Source organism: Mycobacterium sp. 23 (assembly GCF_048287075.1).
Taxonomy (GTDB): Bacteria; Actinomycetota; Actinomycetes; order Mycobacteriales; family Mycobacteriaceae; genus Mycobacterium; species Mycobacterium gordonae_B.
The window spans coordinates 3,004,636-3,020,404 of sequence record NZ_JBLVUX010000005.1; the positions used below are offsets into that span (position 1 = coordinate 3,004,636).

Sequence of the window (15,769 nt, forward strand, 5' to 3'; positions counted from 1 at the left end):
TCACCGGCCGTAGGACGGCATGCCGTAGCCACGCTGGGCGATCACATCCCGCAGCACCTCGTTGGCGCCACCACCGAAGCGCATCAGCGGCGACACCCGGTAGAGGCGCTCGAAGAACCCGCCCAGCGGCGCGGCGGCGCTGCGGTGTGCCAGCAGCCCGTCCGGTCCGAGCAGATCGAGCGCCAGATCCGCGATGCGCTGGCGCAGTTCGCTGGTGAAGATCTTCTCCACACTCACCTCGATCGAAGGTATCTGTCCGCTGTCGAGCAGGGACGCCGCCTCGTACCCCATCAACTTGGCGGCTTCGACGTCGGCCTCGGCCTGGGCCAGGCGGCGTCGGAAGGCGGGTTGGTGGGCCGGTACCGAGCCGTCGCGAAGCGGGCGACCCGCCAGCGACACCAACTCGTCCAGCGCCCGTCGCAGATCGCCCGCGTTGGTCAACGCTCCGCGCTCCAGGTCCAGCGCCCCGGTGATGTAGGTCCAGCCTTTGTTCACCTCACCGATGAGGTTGCCGGCCGGTACCCGCACGTCGCGGAAAAACGTCTCGTTGGTGCGGTAGCCCGACCACGCGTACAACGGTCGGACCTCGACGCCGGGAGTGTCGACAGGCACCATGATCACCGAGATGCCACGGTGTTTCTTCGCGTCGGGATCGGTTCGCACGCATAACCATTCGTGTGTGCAGCGCTGAGCACCGCTATTCCAGATCTTGGACCCGTCGATCACCCATTCGTCGCCGTCGCGAACGGCCCGGGTACGCAGACTGGCCAGATCCGTCCCGGCACTGGGCTCGGAATATCCGACAGCACAGACGATTTCCCCCCTGGCGATGGGCGGGAGGAACTCCGCCTTGTTCTGTTCGGTGCCGTGCCGCATGATCATCGGCGCCACCGACGTGACCGTGAGGTCCGGGCCTGGCACACCCCAGTACTCGAATTCAGTCATCAACAGGTGCTGGTGCATCGCGGTCAGCCCGAGCCCGCCGTATTCGCGTGGCCAGTTCAGCCCGAACCAGCCGCGTTCGCCGATCTTGCGGCGGAACGCGGTCAGCTCGCCGCCCTGGAACTCGAGGTCATGCTCGGCCATCTCGGCACGCAGCGCGGGGGTGACGTTGTCCCGGAGGAACTGCCGCACGTCCGCCAGCCACGCCCGCTGCTCGTCGTCGAGCTCGAACTCCACAACCGCGACATTAACCCGTTTCGCATGACGCCTGGCAGCGTGGCCCGTTCGTGTGGAGATAGAGCGCCGGTCCGTCGGGTATCCGGCCGCCGGCGTGCAGGTCCAGCAGTGCCGCCACCGCTTTGGCGGTATAGACGGGCTCGAGTTCCAGACCCTCTTTCTCGTGGGCGAGCTGTAGTGCCGCCGCGCCCTGGCCCGTCGGGTGGCCGTAGCCCTGACCGAGCCAGTCGCGCAGCAGCAGCAGGCGCTCCGCGGGCAGGGTGACATCGGTCAGGCGCGCGCCGCGCGTGTGCAGTAGGCGGGCGGCGCGGCGCGCAAGGGCGGTGATCGAGCGATGACTCAGGCGAAGTGTGTCGTTCACGACGACGCCGATCACGCGGGTGGTGTCGAGGCCGGCCAGCGCGAGGCCGAGATGCAAGCCGGCGACGGTGCCGCCGGATCCGACTGCGACGACAACGTACCCGGGCGCCGGCAGCAGGCCCTTTTCCACTTGCGCGGCGATTTCCAGGGCAGCCTCGACGTAACCCAGGACACCCACGGGTGAGGACCCCCCGGCGGGCAGCACGTAAGGGCGGCGGTACCGCGCATAAAGGAAGGGCACGGCTGCGACCGTACGAGACTTGCTGTGGGTCAGATAGATGTCCGCGCCGGAGGCGCGCAAGCGCGTGAGCTGAGCCGCCACATGTTCGTCGACCGGCTGATCGATGAGCGCGAGCGCGGTGTGCAGACCGACATCGCGGGCGTAGAGTGCCGTCGCCAGCCCCCAGTTGGTGCCGAGACCGCCGAAAGACAGGATCGTCTGTCGGCCAAGTCTTTTCGCCTCCGGAAGCAGCCACTCCAGCTTGCGCACTTTGTTTCCGCCCCAGCCCCCGTTGCCGTAGGCGCCGTCGTCCTTGATCCAGAGCGCCGGGCCGGCGGTCGTCAAACCAGACAGCGGGCGCACCGGTGTCGGCCCGTCACCGAGGTAGACGCGGTGCAATGTCCGACGCAGCTCGGGGAAGCGCTCGTGAAGGTAGCTGGTCACCGGTGCATCGCGGCGGCCGACTGACCCACAGGCTTGTGCGCGCGGACGCTTACCCGGGCGCCGAGATGAGGAACGAGGATGACGTGCTTGAGCTTCTGGCGTTCGCCGGCGTCGCCGGTCGTACTCAACTCGACACGGCGCAGGATTTCGCGCAGCACGACCCGGAATTCGACCATGGCGAAGGTGGCGCCCAGACAACGACGGTTGCCGCCGCCGAACGGGAGCCAGGTGCTCGGACTCAGAGTGGCCCCCAGCATCCGGTCAGGGTCGAACCGTTCCGGATTCGCATATAAAGCCGCGCTCGCGTGGACGAGCCCCATTGCCGGGACCACCATCACTCCCGCCGGCAGCCGGTAACCGGCCAGGTCGACCGGTTCGGTCAGCACCCGGCCCACATCGAACACCACCGGACGGATGCGCAACGTCTCCTTGGCCACCGCGTCCAGGTACTCGTCTCCCGCCGGATCACCGGCCGCGCTGGCCTCGGCCGCCCGCACCGTCTTCGCCAAGATGCCGGGATGACGGGTCAGGCGTTCCAGCGCCCAGGACACCGCGGTCGCGGTGGTGTCGTGGCCGGCCACCAACAGGGTCATCAGCTGGTCGCGCAATTCCCCGTCCGTCATCCCGCTGTCGGCCCGTACCAACATGGCAAGCGTGTCGGTCCGGTGCGCGAGGTCCGCGTCGGTGCGGCGGTCCTTGATCTCCGCGAAGAGCAGGCGGTCGGCCTCCGCGATGTGCCGCCGTAGCCTTCGCCAAGGCCGACGATGGAGCAGCTTCGGGTTGGCGATCGCGATGCTCTCCCAAGGCCCGAGGTTGAGCAGCGGGGGCATGATCGCGCGCAGCGCGGCAAGTCGGTGCCGATCGGAGGCACCGATCACCGTCCGTAGAATGATTTCGAGCGCAATCTCAGACATCTTGGGCGCCAGTGCAAATGGTTCCGCTACCGGCCAGCCGGCAATATTGTCCGCCGCAATCTCGGCCATCAACTCGGATTGGCGGGCTACCGCGTCGCGGTGGAAAGGTGGCAACATCAGCCGTCGCCGCTCCCGGTGCAGGTCATCGTCGATGACCAGCAGCGAGCTGTCACCGAGCAGCCCGCGCAAGATCTTGTTGGCCTCGCCGGCGTGGAAGATGCCGGGGTCGCCGGCGAACACCGTCTTGATGTCGGCCGGATCGGCCAGATAGACCATGGTGCCCAGCAGTGCCACCCGCAGCGTGAACACGCTGCCATAGCGGCGATGGCAGGCAGCCACCGCCGCGGGACCGCGGCCCATCATCAGCGCGGCCAGCACCCAGCCGGGTAATCGGGGTCCCGGTGGCAACGTCGGCGCGATTCTCGGCTGCATCGTTCGATCGTCGACGCCCGCGGCTGTCGGGTCAACAGCCGGGACCTTCGAGCGAAGCGGACGCGAGCGCGGCTACGCGCCGATCGCGTGCTGCGCGATTTATTCAGCCAAAAAGTCGGCCGCACTGGGCGATTGGTCAACGATGGTCATCACATGGCTGAATGCGCAGCACCGCAACACATTTCATCAAAATCGTCCACCCCGGGCCTGGAAAGCGTCATCACGCAGATAGCCGTGCTAGTGTGATGCGGGATGTTTTTCGGCATCCGTTCAAAATGAGAGAAAAGATAGAGTATGGCACAGGGGACCGTGAAGTGGTTCAACAGCGATAAAGGTTTCGGATTCATCGCTCCCGACGGCGACACCGGAGATGTGTTCGTTCACTACTCCGAGATCAACGGGAATGGTTACCGTTCGCTCGAAGAGAACCAGCGAGTCCAATTCGACATCGGCCAAGGGGCCAAGGGGCCGCAGGCCACCGGAGTGACCGTCATTTAACCGGCAGTTCTTCACACATGGGCTGGCAGGCGATGTCCTGCCGGCCCATGTTTGTTTCGGTACCCTTACGCCTCAGACCATACGCTTATCGCCAAGCGTATTGCACTGCGCGAGGCCCTGGTGATTGCGTGTGGTGAATTCCTGACCAGGCAGTGATATTTCGTTGACAACCGTCGCGCACGGCCATACATTATGGTCCAGTTGTCCCGGCGGCCCGCAGGCCCAAGGGTGACACTTCGTTAGTGGGCAGGTGGCCGGCGATGAATGATCGCGCATTACTTCCGGGGCGGGGCAGGCCGCTGGTTGCGCCGCCCAGGCCATCATGACCGTCGGCACCGCTGCCCCAAGCGTTTTCGACGCCGGCCTGCCGACGCTGTCCTACGAACCTACCGAAACTCCGGCCGCCGTCTACCCGCGCATCCAGGCCGCGCAACGGCAGGCGCCGATCGCGCTCGGTCCGTTCGGGCCCGAGGTGCTTTCCTATCACCTTGTGCGCGCAGTGCTGCGCGACAGCCGGTTCCAGATCCCGCCCGGCTTGAATCTTGTTGTCCAGGGCATCACTTCGGGACCGTTGTGGGACAAGGTGATGAACAGCCTGCTGTGCCTCGAGGGTGATGCGCACCATCGCCTGCGCAGCCTGACGTCCAAGGCTTTCACCCCTCGCGCGACGCTACGGCTGCACGACACCATGGTGGCGGTGATGAACGATCTCGTCGATCGCGTCGCCGAAGCAGGCGCGGGAACCAACCGCTGCGATGTGGTCACCGACCTTGCTCGCCCCTACCCCGTTCCGATCATCTGCGCGCTGCTCGGCGCGCCACGCGAGGACTGGCAACGTTTTTCGCAATGGGCCGACGAGATCTTCAAGGCCTTCAGCTTCATCGCAGGCGTCAGCGAGATCGAATCCGACGTGATGCGGGCCTGGGGAGAGCTCGACGACTATGTCGACGAGATGGTGGTCCGGCGCCGTCACAGCCTGACCGAGGACCTGCTGTCCGATCTCATACGCGCCGAGGACGACGGCGACCGGCTCAATCCCGCCGAATTGCGCATGCTCGCGGGAGGATTGTTGCTGGCGGGCACCGACACCACGAGGAACCAGCTTGCGGCCTCGGTCCACGTGCTGTGCGCACACCCGGACCAGTGGGAGTCACTTGCAGAGCGTCCCGAATTGGCCATGCGCGCCGTGGAGGAAACGATGCGCCACTCCCCCATCGCGTGCGGGACACTGCGACTGGTGACCGAGGACGCCGAACTCGACGGTTACCTCTTTCCCGCCGGCACCATGGTTCTGGTCAATACCGCTGCGGCGAACCGAGATCCGTCGGTGTACGACGAGCCAGACCGCGTCGACATCACCCGCGAAGGGGCACCGGCCATCCTGACGTTCGGCGGTGGAATCCACTACTGCCTGGGTGCCAATCTGGCCAGACGTGAACTCGCCGAGGCGCTGACCGTGCTGACGGGCCGGCTGCGCAACCCCCGCATCACCGGACCAGCCCCGTGGAAGCCGATGGTGAGCCTGAGCGGGCCGCTGAGTCTGCCGATCGCGTTCGACCTGTAGCCCTTTGGCTCCAAGAAGCCGCCAAGAAATCGTCGAGCCGTCCGACGGATTCTTTCGCTGCCAGCACCACAAGCGAAAGGAAAGCACAATGTCCACCATCAACATCCGCGCCCTCACCGGCATGTCCCTGATGGCAGCCGGCCTCGGCCTGGCCGCGCTGGGCGCCGCCGGACCCGCCGACGCCGCGCCGGGCAACCAGCCGCCCACCGGCAGCTACACCTGCTACGACTACGCGAGCCAGACCTTCTACACCTGCTACTACTGAGTCGCCAGAGCGTCCCGCAGAAGCCGTCCACCTGGTTCAGGGGACGGGCTTCAACTCCATCCACCGAAGCGGTGAGCTGCCCGCAGTCGACACTGGAAGGCCCGCGCCTCGAACGAGTCGACATAGACCACATAACGTCCATCGGGCGAGACGCTTCTCTCTTCCTGCGTCACGGAATCACCGGGCGATAGGAAGACCACGGGTGCGCCGACTCCAGTTGCGCGGCAACGCGAATCAACACGTCCTCCCGGCCGTATGCGGCAGCGAGCTGAACCCCGATGGGAAGCCCATCGGGGTTGCGGTGCAGCGGCAGGCTGATCGCCGGCTGGCCGCTCATGTTGAAAGGGGGCGTGAATGCGGCGAACTCGCCGCCACGACGCATGGGCCTGGTCACATGGTCGGGATCATTCTCGAACTCGGCCAGCGGCAATGGCGGTTCAGCGACCGTCGGGGTGAGCAACAGATCCCAGCCATCGGCCCACCACTGCTGCAGCGAACGACGGAAGGCATACACCGCGTTCTCCGCCGCGGCGTACTCCACGGCCGTCACGTGCCGGGCTCGCTCGATCAGCGCCCAGTTGACGGGCTCGATGTCCTGGGCTGTCACCTCCCGGCCGAGTGTCTCGCCGAAGCCGCGCGCCGCCATGGCCATCTGGGTGACCCACAGCGCCATGAACTTCTGCTGCAGGGTGGGATCAGCGAGACAGGACGGCCAGGCCGGCTCGACGATGTGGCCCAAATCCTCCAATAGCGCCCCTGCCGCCCGCACGGCAGTAACGCAGTCCTCATGCAGGAAACCGCCGCGCGGATGGCTGTCCAGCAGTCCGATACGCAACCGGCCCGGGTCGGCGCCCACCTCGTCCCGGTACGGCCGCTGCGGCGCCGGGGCTATGACAGTGTCGCCGACACCCGGGCCGTGCACCGCGTCCAGCAGCGCGGCCGTGTCGCGGACCGTGCGACTGACGCACAACTCCACACCCAGGCCCGCTTCGGCGCGCTTGGGCCCCACGGTGATGCGGCCCTGGCTCGGCTTGAGGCCCACCACCCCGCAACAGGACGCCGGAATGCGGATGCTGCCTCCGCCGTCCGAAGCGTTCGCAAATGGCACCATCCCCACCGCCACCGCGGCGGCGGCCCCGCCACTGGAACCACCCGGGGTCCGGTCCAGCGCCCACGGATTGCGCGTCGGCCCCCAGGCCAGCGGCTGCGTAGTCGGCAGACTGCCCATTTCGGGGCTGTTGGTCCGGCCGGCGATGACCAGGCCGGCCGCCTTGAACCGAGACACCAGCGTGGTGTCGGTGGTGTCGATCTTGCCCGCTTCCTTGAGCGCCGCGTTGCCGTTGGACAAAGTCTGACCCGCAAAGCTGGTGTAGAGGTCTTTGAGCAGAAACGGCACCCCACGGAAGGGACCGTCCGGCAGACCGGGGTCGGCCGCAACCGACCGGGCGTGCTCGAACCATTCGATGACCACGGCATTCAGGGCCGCATCGGACTGCTCGATGCGTGCGACCGCCGCTTCCAACAATTCGCCCGCGGTGACCTCACCCCGGGCAACCAGCCCCGCCTGCTCCGTCGCGTCCATCCAGCGGGTTTGCTCGGCAAGACCAGTCATGACCCTTGGTCTACCACGACGGCGCGGTTCCCAGTACGGCTCGTCGTTGGGATCAGCCCGGACGGGATTTTCGATCGAAGCGCCTCAGCCGATCACCGGGCGTCGGCCCGTGGTCATCTCGGTGAGCGCGTCCTGCATCGCGGTGTGGATGCGCTCGGCGTAGGCCTGGGCGTCCTCGTCTGGTTCGGCGACCATGGCGGGAAGAACGCGGGTCTGCAGCTTGGTGGGGAGCGGAAGGTAGGGCAGCATTCCGACCGCTCCGGTGTTGAGCCCCCAGGGCAGTGACAGGCTGGTGGGCAGCGCCTTCACCCGCAGCAACTTGTCCAGGCGCAGTGCTCGGGCGAGTCTTTCGCCATCGGAGAGCACTAGCAACGACTCGCCGGCTCCGGCGGTGACGATGGGGACGATGGGCACGCCTTCATCCATCGCCAGCTGCGCGAAACCGCTGCGACCGCCGAACACAATCTGGTTGCGGTCGGTGAACTTCTTCGCCGCGTCCAAGTCGCCCCCGGGAAATACGACGACGTGCTGCCCATCGGCGAACGCCTCGTGGGCGCTTTCCCGACTGGCCGGCCGGGCGCCCAGGTGCTCGACAATCGGCCCGACACCCACCGTCCACGCCAGCTGATGCGTGAGGAAAATGACTGGTCGTTCGAGTTCCAGGTCTTCCAGGGCCGCGCTGACAGCCATCACATTGAGGTCGACAACGCCGCCGAATCCGTGATTGGCGACGAACAGCACCGGATCGTCTAACGTGTCGGCTTCGACCTCGACCTCCAACCGGTGATACCGGCGAACGAATTCAATGACGTTGCGCCGCAATGCGTTCAGAGCGGCATCCAGGCGCGCCCCGCCTGGGTCGACCACCTGCTCCACGGCATCGAGAAGTGAATCGGCGAACTGCTCGACTGCGGCGGGACGGCCAGAATCGGACTTCGGAGTCACGGCGGCCATTATGCGGCATCAGTGAGACCCACATCACAATTGGGTGAGCGCATAGCGGTTCTGGCCGCCAGCGCCTCGGTCGCCGCCACCGTGTTCGATCAAAGGAGAGTCGACTCAAGTCGCAGTTCACAACGCACCCCTCTAGGCTCAAAGGACACCGGACTTAGCGGGGGGAACGCTGATGACTGTGCTGAACAGGCTGTTTGCATCAACCGGCAAACACATAATGGTCGCGCTGACCGCTGTTGCGGTCCTCGCTGGATGCTCCACATCCGCGACCGTGACGCCGCCTGCCGCGCAAACCACGCACACAACCGTCAAACCGCCGCCCAATACGGTTGCACCGGCACCGCCACACATCAGCCCGCTGGCAAAAGATTGGAAGACCTACGGCGATACCGTCTACTTCGGCTGCCCCACCGAATTCTCAGCCAGCAAATCCGCGCTCGAAGATATCCGGCCTAAAGTCCTGGACCCCAACACCGCCGATTTGATCATGCCGGCGGTGCCGCTGGCCGCCGCCGGCGAGACGGTCACCGGCGCCATGTGTGCGCTGTCCAACAACGTCGGTGACATGAAGGTCGTCTATGTCGTCGCCACCACCACCCCCGGCCAGGCGCCGGCCGCGGTGAAGGCCACGGCCTATTTGTTCGACCTGAAATCGAGTCAGCCGCTGGCCACCAGGGAGGTACTCCCGCCAACACCGGAGCTCAAGCTTGCCGCGGCCAAGGACTGGCGGCTGGCGCCGACCACCTTCGGAGTGGCATGGGTCAACGCTTTCACCGACACGCGCGGGTCGCCGTCGCCTCCGAAAACCACAATCCTGTCCAATACCGACCTGGCCTCCCGCTGGGACGACCCGGAGCAGGCCCGGGTATGGCAGGACGTGCTCTCTTTCCAGCGCAGTCCTGTGCCCGGCGGGCCGCTGGGCGCTGAATTGCGTTTGCCCACCGGCGAACCCGTTTACCAGGACAACGACGTGGCAACGGTCGACGCTGAATTATCCGACGGGCCAGACAGGCTCGTGCAGATCACGCACTGGGACTCGCACAACCCACCGGTGATGTCGACCGCGTTCTACGACTTGACATCGCGGACTCTCGTCAAATTCGGTGACACCGAACGGATTTCCGGCGGCGGCCTGGCAGCGACCCTGTCGGACGGCAAGCTCTTCGTCGACGGGCGGGGCTCGGCCGGTTCTCAGTTCGGCTATGGAGTGTGGAATCTGCGCACCCAGCACTGGGATCTGCTCACGGCTCGGGATGAGGCCAAGAAGCAACCGATTTCGAAGCTCGCGTTCTTCGGTGACCACCTGTACATCACCAATTCCGCCGGGACGCATTCCGTGCTCGCGCTTCCGGAGACCAACCCGGTTGCCACGAACTGGACCGACCGGCCGTTCGGACGCATATCCGGCTGGACCCTGGTGTGCAGCGGCGAGACCGCGCCCCAGCAGAAAGGGGACTGCCGGGAGATCCTCCTGGTGCGCGACACCGACGGCCGCTACCCCGGCCCCTGGTTCTGAGCCACAAAAGCGTCGACCGTCGCGAGGTCGTAAGAACCCGCGTCGGTACCGACTCCGCCCGCAACTTGCGCGGCGGTAGCGCATCCCAGCCGGGCCGACTCAGCCAGGTCGCGCCCCAGAGCCCGACCCAGAATGAACCCGGCCGAGAACGCGTCGCCGCACCCGGTGGTGTCGACGACTTCGACCGGGTACGCGGGCACCGCAATCGTTTCTTCGGCCGCCACGACGAGCGCGCCCGCACCGCCCCGGGTCACCGCGACGCAGCCGGCGCCGGCATCCAACAGCGCCCTGGCTCCTGTCTCCAAATCGGTGGCGCCGGTGAAACCGAGCACCTGCTCATCGTTGGGCAGCAGATAATCGGTGTGCGGCAGTGCCTCGGCGATCCAGGCCAGCAGGCCGGGATTACCACCGGCCAGGATGTCCACCGACGTCGACATCCCGCTCTCCTTGGCGCGCTTGAGCAGCGTCGCGGCGGCAGCTCCGCCCAGAAACTCCGGTCCACCGAGATGCAGGTGCCTGCCGCGGGCAATGTCGTCGAGGTCAAGGGCATCCAGGGTCAGAGTGGCGTTGGCGCCCGGGCAGTGCCAGGCGGGCCGGTCGCCGTTGGGGCGCACCGGGATGACCGATGCCGACGTCTGACTCGCCGTGGTGCGCGCAATGCCGGCGACGTCGACGCCATGTCCCTCGAGCAACCCGAGCAGTGTGTCACCGAGGGCATCGGTTCCGACGGCTCCGTAGCAGCGGACCCGGGCCCCGAGCCGGCTGAGCACCACCGCCGTGCCGCCCGCGGTACCGGCCGCGGAGATCTTGATGGCCTCGACGAGCTGGCCGTCGGAGCCGTCGGGAATGGAGGTGACCCCGAGGACATGCGTGTCGAGAACGTGGACGCCGACGGCCGCGATGTCGATCTGACTCGCCATGTGCTCTCCTCCACTGCTGCGGACGGAATGCTCCGGAGCCTAATGGTTGTTGACGACGACACCGAGTAAGAAAGGGACCGCTCATGGACGAACGTGTCGCCATCATCACCGGCGCCTCGCAGGGAATCGGGGACGCGCTGGTCGCGGGATACCGCCGACGCGGCTACGCCGTGGTCGCCAACTCGCGTCGCATCGCCGACAGCACCGATCCCCTGGTATTCGCCGTCGCCGGCGACGTGGCGCAGCCCGGAGTGGGCGCCCGCATCGTGGATGGGGCACTGGAACGATTCGGTCGCGTCGACACCGTCGTGAACAATGCCGGGATCTTCGTGCCCAAGCCGTTCACGGAATACACCGACGAGGACTACGACGCCGTTACCGGAGTGAATCTCCGTGGCTTCTTTGAGGTTTCGCGGGCCGCGATCGCGGCGATGCTGGCCAGGGGCGGTGGCGGCCACGTGGTGAACATCTCCACCAGCCTGGTCGATCATCCCAATTCCGCGGTGCCTTCGGCGCTGGCGTCGCTGACCAAAGGCGGGCTCAACGCCGCAACCAAGGCTCTGGCTATCGAGTACGCGGACAGGGGAATTCGGGTCAACGCCGTGGCGCTGGGCAACATCCGCACACCGATGCATGACCCGTCGACCCATGACGTTCTGGCGCAGATGCATCCCCTTGGACGGCTGGGTGAGATCGGCGAAGTGGTGGACGCGGTGTTGTACCTGGAAGGCAACTCGTTCGTCACCGGCGAGATCCTGCATGTGGACGGAGGCCAAAGTGCCGGGCACTGAACTCGAAGACATCCTTGGTGACGTGATGGACCGGTGGAAGGCGGGGATCGACAGCCACCAGCCTGACCGGGTGGCCGAGCAGTTCACCGAGGACGCTGTTTTTCAGGGCCTGCGTCCGTACAGCGTTGGGCGTCAGGGTGTTTCCGCGTACTATGCCGGGCAGCCACGAGGCATGACGGTGTCCTACCGGATCCTGGAGGCGCGGCGGGTGGGCGCCGACGGGGTACTCGGATATCTGCACGCCGACTTCGCCTTTCCCGACCAGACCGTCGTCAGCGTGCGCATCGGTGTGCTGGTCACCCGAGGCGCCGACGGCTGGCGCATCGCGTATTACCAGGCCTCACGAACCGCCTGAAGCTCAGCCCTTTTCGGCACGGCGGGCTCGGGCGCGGCGCTTGCCTTCGTGCATCGCGGCGACTCGGGCGACCGGGATCGAGCGGCCCTGCTCGACGAGGTCGCTCGGCAGCCGTTGCGCCGCCGGCATGGACGAAGCCCAAGGGTCATGTCGGGCGAGGGCGTCGACCGCCGTGTGGACCGTGAAGTCTGTGGGGTGCACCCGATCCAGGTCCGACCAGTCGAGCGGAAACGACACCGGCGTGCCCGCACGCAACCGTGGACTGTAGGCGGCGACGACCGTGGCGCCTCCGGCTCGTGTCGCGTCGACGAACACCTTGCCCTCGCGGTCCTCCACGATGAAAGCCGTTGTCGCCGAGTCCGGGTCGAGCGCCTCGGCGCGAGCGGCCAGCGCCCGGGTGGCCGCTGCGACATCGTCGGAGGCTGCGTGGTCGTCGATCGGAACGAACACATGTACGCCCTTGGCACCGCTGGTTTTGACCGCGCCGGCCAGACCGCAATCTTGCAATGCCTGACGCACCTGGTGGGCCACCTTGACCACCGCGGCGAAGTCGCCGTCGGCCGGCGGGTCCAGATCGAGCACCAGGTGTGTCGGCCGATAGATGTCGTCGGCCAACCCCAGCGCGGGGTGGTACTCGACTGCACGCTGGTTGGCGAGCCAGAGCAGCGTCCGCCGGTCGTCGCACACGGGGTAATGCACCTCGCGGTGAGATGCCTCCGCCCAGATGGAAACGGTGCGCACCCAGTCCGGGGTGTACTTGGGGACGTTCTTCTGCATGAAGGGCGCCCGACCGCGCAACACCCGCAACACGGTGAGTGGCCGGCCGGCCAATCCGGGCACCATCCGGTCGGCCACCGCGTCCAGGTAGTCCACCAGATCACGTTTGGTCGCGCCGGCGTCGGGACTCAGCGGCTGATCGAGGTTAGTCAGATCGACTCCCTCGCGCTGCTCCCCGGCGCTCATATGCAAAGCCTATGCGCTGGGTCTCGGTCGGCTCCGAACCGCGCACCGCGCGCTATCGTTGACCTTGCATGAAGTTCGTTCGAGGGCAGAGTCAGATGATCGCAGCCAAGGTGTTCGTCGCAGCAGCGCTGACCGCAGGGTCCTTGCTGGCCGTGCCGCCGGCCCACGCAGACTACGGACCCGGCGACCCGCCCTGTCCGGCGACCGGATGCCAGCCGCCGCCCAAAGCGACTCCGCCACCGGTTCGGGGCGTGCTGGGATGCGTACGGGGCGTCTGCATCCCCAATCCGCATCCGCCCTGGCAACGCCACTGACCTGAAGCGTTCCCGCCGCAACCGGTTTCGAGGCCGGAGGCTAACGTCTGGGCTATGGGTGCTTTGGATGGCCGGGTTGCGTTGATCACCGGAGGGGCCCGGGGTCAGGGCCGCGCGCACGCGGTGGCGCTGGCAGCGGAAGGGGCGGACGTCGTCGTCGCCGACGCGCCCGGCCCCGTGACCGACCTCACCTACCCGCTCGGTACCGAGGACGATTTGCGCGAGACGGCCAAGCTCGTCGAGGAGTCAGGACGACGCTGCCTGCCGATTGCCGTCGACGTGCGCGACTCCGCTCAGGTCGATGCAGCGGTGGAGCAGACGGTCGCCGACCTGGGCGGCCTCGACATCGTCGTGGCCAACGCCGGCATCGTCAGCACCGGGCCACTGGAACAGGTCAGTGACCAGATGTGGCAGCAACTCATCGACACCAACCTGACCGGCGTTTTCCACACCCTGCGGGCCGTCATTCCGGTGATGCGGCGGCAGCGATTCGGCCGGATCGTGGTGACGTCCTCGATGGGCGGCCGGATGGGGATCCCGGATCTCGCCGCGTACAACGCCACCAAGTGGGGCATCATCGGGCTCGCGAAGTCCGTCGCCCTGGAGGTCGCGAAGGAGGGCATCACGGTCAACGTCATCTGCCCCACCACAACGCAGACGCCGATGGTGCAGCCCGCCGGAGGCGATGACGTTCCCGACGATCTGGTACGGCGCATGATGAGGGCGAACCCGATACCGCAGCCGTGGCTTCAGCCCGAGGACGTCAGCCGCGGGGTCATGTACCTGGTCACCGACCCCGGGGTCATCACGGGCAGCGTGCTGGAGGTAGGACTGGGCGGCAGCGCCCGTATCCACTGATGTGCTTCTCAGTAGGCACCCGACATGGAAGGCTCTTCGCATGCCTGACCTAGCTGACCCCCGCTTTCTCGACGACCGCCTCGCTCACTGGGCAGCGACCAAGCCCGACGACGAGGCGATCGATTATCTGGATCGGAACTGGACCTGGGCGCAGTGGAACGACAGGGTGCGCCGGTTGGCCGGGGCTCTCTCGGCGTTCGGCGTCAAGCGCGGCGACGTGGTGGCTTTCCTGGATAAGAACCACCCGGCGTGTGTCGAGTTGACCTTTGCCGCCGCGTCCCTGGGTGCGGCCAACGCGATCATCAACTTCCGGCTCGCGGCCGACGAACTCGACTATGTCCTCAATGATTCGGGAGCCAAGGTACTGATCGTCGGCACCGAGCTGAAGCCGAGCATCGACAAGATCCGCGGCGACCTCACCAACGTCGAGCAGATCATCACCGTGACGCCCGAAGGCGGCGACGGCGATGAATACGAAGCGCTGCTGGCCGGGTCGACACCGGTCGGCCGGGCCGACGACGTCGAACCCGACGACGTGTGCATCATCATGTACTCCTCGGGAACTACCGGGCGCCCCAAGGGCGTGCAGCTGACGCAGGCCAACATGATCGCGCACACGCTCAACGCACACGAGGGCTTCGACTTCGACCCGGGCGACAAGAGCATGGTGTCGATGCCGCTGTTCCACGTCGGTGGATCGTCCTACGTGCAGTTCGGCATTCACGACGGAGTGCCGAGCGTGATGACGCGCGACGTCGACGGCATGACACTGGCCGGCGCAATCCTCAAGGGTGCCAACAGAACGTTCCTGGTGCCTGCGGTGTTGGCCAAGGTCCTGGAGTCCGGCGAGGACGCGGTGAAATTGTTCGGCGCGCTCAAGACCTACTCGTACGGCGCGTCACCGATGCCGCTGCCGCTGCTGCGCGCGGCCCTGGAGGCGTGGCCGAACACCGACTTCATCCAGGCGTACGGCCTGACCGAACTGTGCGGGGTGATCAGTCACCTGCTCCCCGAGGCCCACCGCGCCACCGACCGACCGGAGCGGCTCAGCAGCGCGGGCACGCTGGTGCCGGGCGCAGAGGTGCGTGTCGTCGACCCCTACACGCTCCAGGACGTCCCCACCGGCGAGCAGGGCGAATTGTGGTTCCGCTCACCGCAATTGATGAAGGGGTACCACAACAGGCCGGAGGCGACCGCCGAGTCGATCACCGAGGACGGCTGGTTCCGCACCGGCGACATCGGCCGCGTCGACGACGGCGGATACATCTTCGTCGAGGACCGGCTGAAGGACATGATCATCTCGGGCGGCGAGAACATCTACTCGATCGAAGTCGAGCAGGTATTGGCCGAGCACCCGGCGGTCGTGGAGGTCGCGGTCATCGGCGTGCCCGACGACAAATGGGGCGAAGTGGTGAAAGCCGTTGTGGCAGTTGAAGGCGAGGCCACCGCGGAGGAGATCATCGCATTCGCCCGCGAGCGACTGGCCGCCTACAAGTGTCCGAAATCCATTGACTTCGCCGACGAGCTACCACGAAACCCCACCGGCAAGATCCTCAAGAAGGAGCTGCGCAAGCCCTACTGGGAGGGCCGCGACCGCGCGACCGTCTGAG

Annotated in this window: 16 protein-coding genes; 9 read left to right on the forward strand and 7 right to left on the reverse strand. The window is 66.5% G+C overall.

Annotated features, from left to right (window positions below):
* From ACNQS7_RS15145 to ACNQS7_RS15155, 3 genes are read right to left on the reverse strand one after another with little or no spacing between them, the layout of a single operon-like run.
* Positions 1-1,179: an acyl-CoA dehydrogenase family protein gene (locus ACNQS7_RS15145; protein WP_418013154.1), complete on the reverse strand. Its 1,179-nt coding sequence runs from the start codon at positions 1,177-1,179 to the stop codon at positions 1-3.
* Between the two features lie 10 nt (positions 1,180-1,189).
* The gene (locus ACNQS7_RS15150) at positions 1,190-2,203 is read right to left on the reverse strand and encodes a 1-aminocyclopropane-1-carboxylate deaminase/D-cysteine desulfhydrase (protein WP_418013155.1); all 1,014 of its coding nucleotides are present in this window, start codon (positions 2,201-2,203) and stop codon (positions 1,190-1,192) included.
* Positions 2,200-3,549 (reverse strand): cytochrome P450, encoded by a 1,350-nt coding sequence (locus tag ACNQS7_RS15155; RefSeq protein ID WP_418013156.1) that lies wholly within the window; start codon positions 3,547-3,549, stop codon positions 2,200-2,202. Before ACNQS7_RS15155 ends, ACNQS7_RS15150 begins: the two co-directional genes overlap by 4 nt.
* Positions 3,550-3,843: 294 nt before the next feature.
* Between ACNQS7_RS15155 and ACNQS7_RS15160 the strand changes: the two genes are divergently transcribed.
* From ACNQS7_RS15160 to ACNQS7_RS15170, 3 genes are all read left to right on the forward strand, one after another.
* On the forward strand, positions 3,844-4,047 hold the full coding sequence (locus ACNQS7_RS15160; RefSeq protein WP_055578804.1) for a cold-shock protein: 204 nt from the start codon (positions 3,844-3,846) through the stop codon (positions 4,045-4,047).
* Between the two features lie 322 nt (positions 4,048-4,369).
* Positions 4,370-5,611, forward strand: coding sequence for a cytochrome P450 (locus tag ACNQS7_RS15165; protein WP_418013157.1), 1,242 nt, complete (start codon positions 4,370-4,372; stop codon positions 5,609-5,611).
* An 88-nt stretch (positions 5,612-5,699) separates the two neighbouring features.
* Positions 5,700-5,876, forward strand: coding sequence for a hypothetical protein (locus ACNQS7_RS15170; RefSeq protein WP_418013158.1), 177 nt, complete (start codon positions 5,700-5,702; stop codon positions 5,874-5,876).
* Between the two features lie 169 nt (positions 5,877-6,045).
* Here ACNQS7_RS15170 and ACNQS7_RS15175 read toward each other — a convergent pair whose 3' ends face one another.
* Together ACNQS7_RS15175 and ACNQS7_RS15180 are read right to left on the reverse strand one after the other, a co-directional pair.
* A complete protein-coding gene (locus ACNQS7_RS15175; protein ID WP_418013159.1) occupies positions 6,046-7,488 on the reverse strand; it encodes an amidase in 1,443 nt (480 codons plus the stop codon).
* Positions 7,489-7,572: 84 nt separating this feature from the next.
* Positions 7,573-8,433 (reverse strand): lysophospholipid acyltransferase family protein, encoded by an 861-nt coding sequence (locus tag ACNQS7_RS15180; RefSeq protein ID WP_418013160.1) that lies wholly within the window; start codon positions 8,431-8,433, stop codon positions 7,573-7,575.
* A 181-nt stretch (positions 8,434-8,614) separates the two neighbouring features.
* Here ACNQS7_RS15180 and ACNQS7_RS15185 point away from each other — a divergent pair, with 181 nt between their 5' ends.
* On the forward strand, positions 8,615-9,958 hold the full coding sequence (locus ACNQS7_RS15185; RefSeq protein ID WP_418013161.1) for a hypothetical protein: 1,344 nt from the start codon (positions 8,615-8,617) through the stop codon (positions 9,956-9,958).
* Here ACNQS7_RS15185 and ACNQS7_RS15190 read toward each other — a convergent pair.
* On the reverse strand, positions 9,937-10,878 hold the full coding sequence (locus ACNQS7_RS15190; RefSeq protein ID WP_418013163.1) for a carbohydrate kinase family protein: 942 nt from the start codon (positions 10,876-10,878) through the stop codon (positions 9,937-9,939). The genes ACNQS7_RS15185 and ACNQS7_RS15190 overlap by 22 nt on opposite strands.
* An 83-nt stretch (positions 10,879-10,961) precedes the next feature.
* Here ACNQS7_RS15190 and ACNQS7_RS15195 point away from each other — a divergent pair, with 83 nt between their 5' ends.
* The gene (locus tag ACNQS7_RS15195) at positions 10,962-11,669 is read left to right on the forward strand and encodes an SDR family NAD(P)-dependent oxidoreductase (RefSeq protein WP_418013164.1); all 708 of its coding nucleotides are present in this window, start codon (positions 10,962-10,964) and stop codon (positions 11,667-11,669) included.
* Positions 11,656-12,024 (forward strand): hypothetical protein, encoded by a 369-nt coding sequence (locus tag ACNQS7_RS15200; protein WP_418013165.1) that lies wholly within the window; start codon positions 11,656-11,658, stop codon positions 12,022-12,024. The genes ACNQS7_RS15195 and ACNQS7_RS15200 overlap by 14 nt, the downstream gene beginning before the upstream one ends.
* Positions 12,025-12,027: 3 nt before the next feature.
* Here the strand turns inward: ACNQS7_RS15200 and ligD are convergent, their stop codons facing one another.
* Entirely contained in the window at positions 12,028-12,987 is a 960-nt protein-coding gene (gene ligD, locus ACNQS7_RS15205) for a non-homologous end-joining DNA ligase (RefSeq protein WP_418013166.1), read from the reverse strand.
* A gap of 68 nt (positions 12,988-13,055) precedes the next feature.
* Between ligD and ACNQS7_RS15210 the strand changes: the two genes are divergently transcribed.
* The 3 genes from ACNQS7_RS15210 to ACNQS7_RS15220 are packed head-to-tail and all read left to right on the forward strand — an operon-like array spanning position 13,056 to position 15,768.
* Positions 13,056-13,301, forward strand: coding sequence for a hypothetical protein (locus ACNQS7_RS15210; protein WP_418013167.1), 246 nt, complete (start codon positions 13,056-13,058; stop codon positions 13,299-13,301).
* 54 nt (positions 13,302-13,355) lie between these two features.
* Positions 13,356-14,159: a mycofactocin-coupled SDR family oxidoreductase gene (locus tag ACNQS7_RS15215; RefSeq protein WP_418013168.1), complete on the forward strand. Its 804-nt coding sequence runs from the start codon at positions 13,356-13,358 to the stop codon at positions 14,157-14,159.
* Positions 14,160-14,199: 40 nt separating this feature from the next.
* Complete coding sequence (locus tag ACNQS7_RS15220) at positions 14,200-15,768, forward strand: long-chain-fatty-acid--CoA ligase (protein ID WP_418013169.1); 1,569 nt, start codon at positions 14,200-14,202, stop codon at positions 15,766-15,768.
* Position 15,769 lies beyond the last annotated feature (1 nt).

Excerpts from the sequence above, each read along its gene's own strand:
- ACNQS7_RS15155 (WP_418013156.1), bottom strand. The coding sequence starts at position 3,549 with ATGCAGCCGAGAATCGCGCCGACGTTGCCACCGGGACCCCGATTACCC.
- ACNQS7_RS15160 (WP_055578804.1), top strand. The coding sequence starts at position 3,844 with ATGGCACAGGGGACCGTGAAGTGGTTCAACAGCGATAAAGGTTTCGGA.
- ACNQS7_RS15165 (WP_418013157.1), top strand. The coding sequence starts at position 4,370 with ATGACCGTCGGCACCGCTGCCCCAAGCGTTTTCGACGCCGGCCTGCCG.
- ACNQS7_RS15170 (WP_418013158.1), top strand. The coding sequence starts at position 5,700 with ATGTCCACCATCAACATCCGCGCCCTCACCGGCATGTCCCTGATGGCA.
- ACNQS7_RS15175 (WP_418013159.1), bottom strand. The coding sequence starts at position 7,488 with ATGACTGGTCTTGCCGAGCAAACCCGCTGGATGGACGCGACGGAGCAG.
- ACNQS7_RS15185 (WP_418013161.1), top strand. The coding sequence starts at position 8,615 with ATGACTGTGCTGAACAGGCTGTTTGCATCAACCGGCAAACACATAATG.
- ACNQS7_RS15190 (WP_418013163.1), bottom strand. The coding sequence starts at position 10,878 with ATGGCGAGTCAGATCGACATCGCGGCCGTCGGCGTCCACGTTCTCGAC.
- ACNQS7_RS15195 (WP_418013164.1), top strand. The coding sequence starts at position 10,962 with ATGGACGAACGTGTCGCCATCATCACCGGCGCCTCGCAGGGAATCGGG.
- ligD (WP_418013166.1), bottom strand. The coding sequence starts at position 12,987 with ATGAGCGCCGGGGAGCAGCGCGAGGGAGTCGATCTGACTAACCTCGAT.
- ACNQS7_RS15210 (WP_418013167.1), top strand. The coding sequence starts at position 13,056 with ATGAAGTTCGTTCGAGGGCAGAGTCAGATGATCGCAGCCAAGGTGTTC.
- ACNQS7_RS15215 (WP_418013168.1), top strand. The coding sequence starts at position 13,356 with ATGGGTGCTTTGGATGGCCGGGTTGCGTTGATCACCGGAGGGGCCCGG.
- ACNQS7_RS15220 (WP_418013169.1), top strand. The coding sequence starts at position 14,200 with ATGCCTGACCTAGCTGACCCCCGCTTTCTCGACGACCGCCTCGCTCAC.